Source organism: Mucilaginibacter pocheonensis (assembly GCF_031456535.1).
GTDB classification, from domain to species: domain Bacteria; phylum Bacteroidota; class Bacteroidia; order Sphingobacteriales; family Sphingobacteriaceae; genus Mucilaginibacter; species Mucilaginibacter pocheonensis.
The window spans coordinates 1,258,284-1,265,907 of the sequence record NZ_JAVDUU010000003.1; the positions used below are offsets into that span (position 1 = coordinate 1,258,284).

The following is a 7,624-nucleotide window of genomic DNA, read 5'->3' on the forward strand; positions in this document are numbered from 1 at the left end:
CACAAAAAGCTCCCATTTAGGAGATTAGGGCTCCTACATCCTTTCGGGGACATCAATACCCAGCAGGTTCATCGCTTTGCTGATCACCTTGGCTGAGGAAGCCGAAAGCTGCAGCCTGAATTGCTTTGATACCTCGTCCCCAGCTTGTAAAATCGACTTTTCGTGATAAAATTTATTGTAAGCCTTCGCAAGGTCATATACGTAATTGGCTATAACAGCCGGACTGTATTCAGCTGCCGCCGTACTGATTACACCGGGAAACTGGGTAAGCAAAACGATCAGATCGCGCTCAACGCCGTCAAGCTCAGTTATTTCAACTCGGTTATTCACCTGATAATTGGCCTTGCTGAGTACAGATTTGATACGAGCATGGGTATACTGAATAAATGGCCCAGTATGTCCTTGAAAATCAACAGACTCATTAGGATCAAACAACAAGCGTTTTTTTGGATCAACCTTTAAAAGGAAATATTTTAGGGCCCCCATACCAATGGTATGATAAAGCTGAAGTTTATCTTCTTCGCTAAAACCATCAACCTTACCCATGGCTTCGGTTTGCTCTTTAGCGGTAGCCTCTATTTCCTCCATCAGATCGTCGGCATCAACTACCGTACCCTCACGCGATTTCATTTTACCCGACGGCAGATCGACCATACCGTATGATAAATGAAACAACCCATCAGATCCTATTTTACCTAATTTCCGTAGTATCAGAAACAACACTTTAAAGTGATAATCCTGTTCATTACCAACCACATAAATAGATTTATCCATGTGGAAGTCGTTGTATTTTAGCTGAGCGGTGCCCAGATCCTGGGTTATGTAAACCGATGTACCGTCTGAACGCAACACCAGCTTTTCATCCAGTCCATCAGCTGTCAGGTCTATCCACACTGATCCATCCGCTTTTTTAAAGAATACACCTTTTTCAAGGCCTTCATCAATAATATCCTTACCTAAAAGATAAGTATTTGATTCGTAATAGTATTTGTCAAAGCTAACGCCCAACTGCTTGTAAGTATCTGCAAAACCGACATAAACCCATTCATTCATGGTTTTCCACAGGCTAATCACTTCTGCATCGCCAGCTTCCCATTTTTGCAGCATTTGCTGGGCTTCTTTTATAATTGAGGCATTCTTTTTAGCTTCTTCTTCACTTTCACCTTCTGCTTTCAGCTCCTCTATCTGGGTTTTATAAGCTTTATCAAACAGCACATAATACTTACCTACTAAATGATCGCCTTTTAAGCCTGATGATTGCGGAGTTTCGCCATTGCCAAACTTTTGCCAGGCCAGCATAGATTTACAAATGTGTATCCCGCGATCATTCACCAGATTGGTCTTAACCACCTCATAACCGGCAGCATTCAGGATCTGCGCTACCGAGTATCCTAAAAGGTTATTACGGATATGCCCAAGATGAAGCGGTTTATTAGTATTGGGTGATGAATATTCCACCATTACCTTTTGTCCGTTTGGTTTTGCCACCGCAAAATCATCGCGCAAAATGTGGTTGTATAGCTGCCCTATCCAATATTCATCACTTATTGACAGATTAAGAAAACCTTTGATCACATTAAATGAGGCTATCTCTTTTAACTCACTTTTCAGCAGCTCCCCTATTTCGTTACCGGTTTGCTCAGGTCCTTTGCGAGAAAATTTGGTAAACGGAAAGATCACTATAGTTATTTGCCCCTCAAATTCTTTACGGGTTTCCTGTAAACTTATAGCTGCCGGAGCCACATCGGTTTGGTACAGATGTTTTATAGCTTTAACGGCTGCATCAATAATAAAATCCATGCGGCAAAATTAAATAAATTGCCAATATCCTTGTTATAATAAAATATTGATTATTCTGAATAGATTTGTTTTTCTTATAGCCATTTATGACACTAACCAACAACGATTTTAAAATAGATGTAACATCCGAAATTGGAACGCTCCGCACCTTACTGATCCATAGTCCGGACAGCGGCCTGGGTAAAGTGGTACCATCAAAAGCCCAGGATTGGTTATTTGAAGATATTGTTCACCTGGATACCATGCGTAAAAATGAGTACGATCATTACGTAAAACTATTGCTTTACTTTTTAGACCCGGACAAAATAAGGGGCAAACTACAACAGATTGAAAATGATGGTGATCGCCTATTTTTTAAACCGGATAACTCCGGCTTTCATGCCTCAAATAAAGTAATTGAGATACAAACCCTGCTGGCCGAGATTTTACAACAGGACGATATACGCGAAAAACTGGCGGCCTCTGTTTGCGCCATAGAGAGCTGCAATTATCGTTTGCAGCAGCAACTGATAGAAACCGACCCCATTGAACTGGCCAAAATATTTATATCGGGATCATTAAATACCGAAGAGATGATATTTGCGCCAATACCTAACCTGATTTTCTCAAGGGACATTGGCATAGCAGTTAATAACTATATGCTGCTGAACAAACCGGCAAAAAAAGCGCGTTTCCGTGAAACTTTGCTGGCGAGATATATTTTTTTTAATCACCCGCTGTTTGCATCGTATCGCAATAATATACTGGAGATACCCGAAACAGCGCAACATTTTTTACGTCCCGGTGAAGACAACCTCGAAAAGACAACTTTGGAGGGTGGCGATGTAATGATGGTAAGCCCGCAGCATTTAATTATTGGCTGCAGCGAGCGTACCTCTATCAGCGGCGCTAATGAAGCCATCAAATTATTGTTTGAGCATAACGTAGTAAAAAAGGTAACTATTGTAAAAATACCGCACAAGCGCGATTACATGCATATTGATACTGTATTTACCCAAGTAAAGCGCGATACGTGGGTGCTGCTCCGCTCGCTGGCAGTAGCCGATGCTCCTTTGGAAGAACAGGAGCCTATTTCATGGTTTGCCGACAAAAAACAAAAAGACAAGGCTGAAATTGTGCAGTTTGAAAAAGATGAAAAACCAAGGCTTTTTGGGTGCATTGAAGACCTGCTGGCCGACATCAGTGAGAACGACTTGCAAAGCGGCTCAAAAACAAAGTTCATTTATTCGGGCAATAACAGTTTTCCCTTTGATGCCCGTGAACAATGGACCGACTCCTGTAATTTACTCGCGTTAAAAGAAGGGGTGGTTTTGGGTTATGACCGAAATGATAAAACAGTTGATGCTTTTAAACAAAACGGATTTGAGGTAATACGGGTGAACGACTTGCTGCAGAAATTTGAAACCGGCGAACTTGACCCGCAAAAAATGAAGGATACGCTGATTTTAATGCCATCTGCAGAACTTTCCAGGGCCCGGGGTGGTTTTCATTGTATGAGCATGCCGCTTTTAAGGGATAAGGTAATTTAATTGTATTAACCGGGATAAGATGTTTGAGCCGGAATGCAAAATCTAATAGATCTGCTTAATCCCGGTTCAGACAAAACCCCAATGAACTAAAAATGAAGCAATCAACCAACAACATATTGATGATAAGGCCGGTAAGTTTTGGCTTTAATGAGCAAACTGCCGGGAGCAATGCTTTTCAAAACCGTGATGCCAACCAGCTGGCCGTTCAGGATAAAGCTCTGGCCGAGTTTGACGGTTTTGTTAAAATATTGAAAGAAAATGGGGTAAATGTCACCGTGGTTGATGATACCGTGCAACCTCATACGCCCGATTCTATTTTCCCCAATAACTGGGTATCGTTTCATGCAGATGGTAATGTGTTCCTGTACCCCATGCAAGCCGAGAATCGCCGGTTGGAGCGCCGGGAAGATATCATCAATAAATTGGAGGATAATTTTAAGGTTGCCCATGTGATTGATCTGAGCCGCTTTGAGTCCGAAAATAAATTTTTAGAGGGAACCGGCAGTATGGTGCTTGACCGGGAGAACAAAATTGCCTATGCCTGCCTTTCGCCCCGTACCGACAAAGAAGTGCTTACTCTGTTTTGCGGGCAGGCTGGCTATAAACCCATCAGCTTTGAGGCCGCCGACGCCAATGGTACTGCCATTTACCATACAAATGTGCTGATGTGCGTTGGCAGCGGGTTTGCCGTGATCTGTTCAGACAGCGTCCCTAATCCACACGACAAGGTTGTGGTTTTGGAATCACTGCGGTCGGCTCATAAAGAAATTATTGAAATAACCTTCGACCAAATGAACCGCTTTGCTGGCAACATGCTGGAAGTGAAGAACAACAAAGGGGAAAACCTGATCGTGATGTCACGAAATGCTTACCAGGCGCTGGACGAAGAGCAAAAATCCACCCTGAAGAAATATGGCAAGTTAGTTTATGCTGATATCAATACCATTGAAACCAATGGCGGCGGCAGCGCCAGGTGCATGATGGCCGAGGTGCATTTGCCGGTTGGGGAATAGTTAGTATTATTTGACGTGCGGCCCGGGTAAAATAATGTCATGCGGAATGTTCACGGTGTTCACGTTCACGTCGCGTGAACACCGTTAACATTCATGAACACCTGATAATCAAGTGTTTAAAAATTCAGGTTAAAAATAAAACACTGTACAGGGGGGCGACCAGGACCAATCGTATAAGATTTTCCTGTTTTTTGAGGTTTTGAAGATTTGGCCTGTGGTAATTTATAAAAACTGAATCCATGGAATATTCCCTCCACACGGGAGGGGTGCGCCGGATGGTGTGGTGGCAGGGAGGGGTTTATTCATGCGATACAAGCTTGCCACTTTACTAAACCCCACCTCCCATTCCCCGGGGAAAAATCGCACCATCCGGTTTATTTTTAAGAAGCTCCAAAATCCGTCTTGAATGTCCGTTGTAAAAGAGGATAACCAATTCTAACTAACCTTTTAAACACATTCTATTAAATTTTCCTCACTAAGGATATTTTAACATTCGTCTTCACTGGTATTGTCTGCTACAAAATAACCAGAAATCGAACTCACTGCTAATGCTACTATTAAAGCTATCATAATGATTAATTTTAGGTAGGTTTATAATATTAACTATAAATACCACAACAGAAATAGGTTATGGTTTTATGAATTTGTATTATCATCAGTTTGACAATAAAACAGGTCAATCGTTAAAAATTAACCCTTATTTACCTATAAATATTAATAAATACCAATCGCTGTTAAATAATTATTTCTATTTATTGCCCTGATTGTTTTTAATCCAGCCGATAGGTAAACTGCTTATATGTATCGATATATGATGGTTTTCTGAAGGTTGAATCCGTTAAGTATTCCCTCCTCACGGGAGGGATGCGCCGGATGGTGTGGTGGCAGGGAGGGGTTTATTCATGCGATAAAGCTTGCAATGTTTACTATGCTTAATGAACCCCTACCTCCCCCTTCCCCAGGGAAGGAATCGCACTACCCGAGGCTCCTTTTTATTTTTCGAACACCTCCTAAGTTCAGAAACAAATAATAATCAAGCATTTAAAAAATACAGGCTAAAAATAAAAAGGTATATACGAAACAGTCATGGCAAATCGTATAAGATTCCTTCGTTTTTCGAGGTTTTGAAGATTTGGTATGTGGTAATTTATAAAAACTGAATCCGCTACATATTCCCTCCCCACGGGAGGGGTGCGCAGGATGGCGTGGTGGCAGGGAGGGGTTTATACATGCGATGTAAGCTTACTATGTTTAATAAACCCCTACATTCCCCGAGGAAGGAATCGCACTACCCGAGGCGATTTAATTTATAAAATAATGAATTTAATTTTTCCAATACCGTCATTAACCAGTTTTAACTATCAGCCGTGCAGTCAACGCTTATCCCTCACCCAGCTAATCTATATAACCACTATTTCAACCCAGTTCTCCTATCTCTCCCGAACCCCGCAACTCGCCCCACGAACCCGATACAAATAAATTACATTCAGACTATAAATTTTATATCAATATTTAGCCATTAATTCCTTTTAAAATCACATTTTTGCCCCAAATTTTTTAAGGATGCAGAGTTACCAGGAATTTCTTGATTTAAGTGTAGGTTTCCCACAGGATGGTTTTGAGATCATCGATGATGAACTATACTTTCAGGACCTTAATTTAATGGAGATGATCGAAACGTATGGCACTCCCCTGCGCTTCACTTATCTGCCCATGATAACCAAGAAAATACAGCAGGCTAAGCTGTTATTTCAGCAGGCTATCATAAAAAATAATTATCGCGGTAGCTATAAGTATTGTTATTGCACAAAAAGCTCGCATTTCAGGCACATTGTTGAAGAAGCGCTTAAAAATGAGATCCACCTGGAAACGTCGTCGGCTTTTGATATGCCGATGATCGATGCCCTGGAGAAAAAAGGAGTGGTTAATAAAGACATTACCGTGATATGTAACGGCTTTAAAACCTTCCAGTACAAAACTTACATTATTGACATGCTGCATGATGGTTTTAAAAACATCATCCCGGTATTGGATAATAAAGAAGAGTTTAACCTGTATGACGATGAGATAGAAATGGACACACCATGCAACCTGGGTATCCGTATTGCGGCTGAAGAGCAGCCCGACTCTCAGTTCTATACTTCGCGTTTGGGTGTGCGCATGGAAGATGTGATCGACTTTTATCATAATAAGATTGAGGATAATCCTAATTTCCAGGTTAAGCTGCTGCATTTCTTCATCAACTCAGGTATCTCCGATACCCCATATTATTGGAATGAACTGGAAAAATATGTAACGCTTTATTGCAAGTTTAAAAAGGTAAACCCAGCGCTTGACACATTGGATATTGGTGGTGGTATGCCATTTAAGGATTCATTGGTTTTTGATTTTGATTATGAATACATGATCAACGAGATCGTGAGCCGTATCAAAGAGATCTGCGCCGAGCATGATACCATTGAGCCGGATATTATTACCGAATTTGGTAAATATACCGTTGCCGAGGCTTCGGGGATATTATATAAGGTTTTGGGCCGTAAACAACAAAACGACCGTGAAAGATGGTTGATGCTTGATGGTTCATTTATTACCAATCTGCCCGATGTTTGGGCACTTAACCAGAAATACATACTATTGCCGGTTAACAACTGGGATTCTGAATACGAGCGTGTAAATCTGGGTGGTATAACCTGCGACGGTCAGGATTACTATAACCAGGAAGCACACATGAACAGCGTATTTATGCCCAAAACCCGTAAGGTGCAGTACCTGGGCTTTTTTAATACCGGGGCTTACCAGGAAGTGTTGAGCGGCTATGGGGGCATACACCACTGCTTACTGCCATCGCCCAAGCACGTTATCATCCGCCGCAACCGCGACGAGACTTTTAACTTTGAAGTATTTGGCGAAGAGCAAAACAGCAAGCAGGTATTGAAGATACTGGGCTATACTACCTAAAATTATTGGCTCTCAGTTGTCAGTTAACGCAACCTTATAATATTTATAGCGATGAGTCCCTGATTCATCGCTATTTTTTTGACCGTTGATTTAAATGATTAGTAATCGAGCCTATTTTATATGAACCTTGATTTACACGATCAAATGATTATCATGATTCCTGATCGCTGATTAAATAATTATGTGATTAGCTGATTTTTGACTAAATTGTTTGTCAATTTTACTCACCACTCACCACTCACCACTCACCACTCACCACTCACCACTCACCACTCACCACTCACCACTCACCACTCACCACTCACCACTCACCACTCACCACTC

The 7,624-nt window shown here is 41.5% G+C and carries 4 protein-coding genes; 3 read left to right on the plus strand and 1 reads right to left on the minus strand.

Translation table 11 applies throughout. From position 1 onward, the window contains the following. Positions 1-33 precede the first annotated feature (33 nt). The gene (argS, locus tag J2W55_RS18515; RefSeq protein ID WP_310099058.1) at positions 34-1,800 is read right to left on the minus strand and encodes an arginine--tRNA ligase; all 1,767 of its coding nucleotides are present in this window, start codon (positions 1,798-1,800) and stop codon (positions 34-36) included. Positions 1,801-1,886: 86 nt separating this feature from the next. Between argS and J2W55_RS18520 the strand changes: the two genes are divergently transcribed. The 3 genes from J2W55_RS18520 to J2W55_RS18530 all read left to right on the plus strand — a co-directional run bounded on the left by J2W55_RS18520 (position 1,887) and on the right by J2W55_RS18530 (position 7,300). Continuing rightward, on the plus strand, positions 1,887-3,329 hold the full coding sequence (locus J2W55_RS18520) for an arginine deiminase family protein (RefSeq protein WP_310099060.1): 1,443 nt from the start codon (positions 1,887-1,889) through the stop codon (positions 3,327-3,329). A gap of 92 nt (positions 3,330-3,421) precedes the next feature. Further along, a complete protein-coding gene (ctlX, locus tag J2W55_RS18525) occupies positions 3,422-4,342 on the plus strand; it encodes a citrulline utilization hydrolase CtlX (RefSeq protein WP_310099063.1) in 921 nt (306 codons plus the stop codon). 1,563 nt (positions 4,343-5,905) lie between these two features. Next, positions 5,906-7,300, plus strand: coding sequence for an arginine decarboxylase (locus tag J2W55_RS18530; RefSeq protein ID WP_310099066.1), 1,395 nt, complete (start codon positions 5,906-5,908; stop codon positions 7,298-7,300). Positions 7,301-7,624 lie beyond the last annotated feature (324 nt).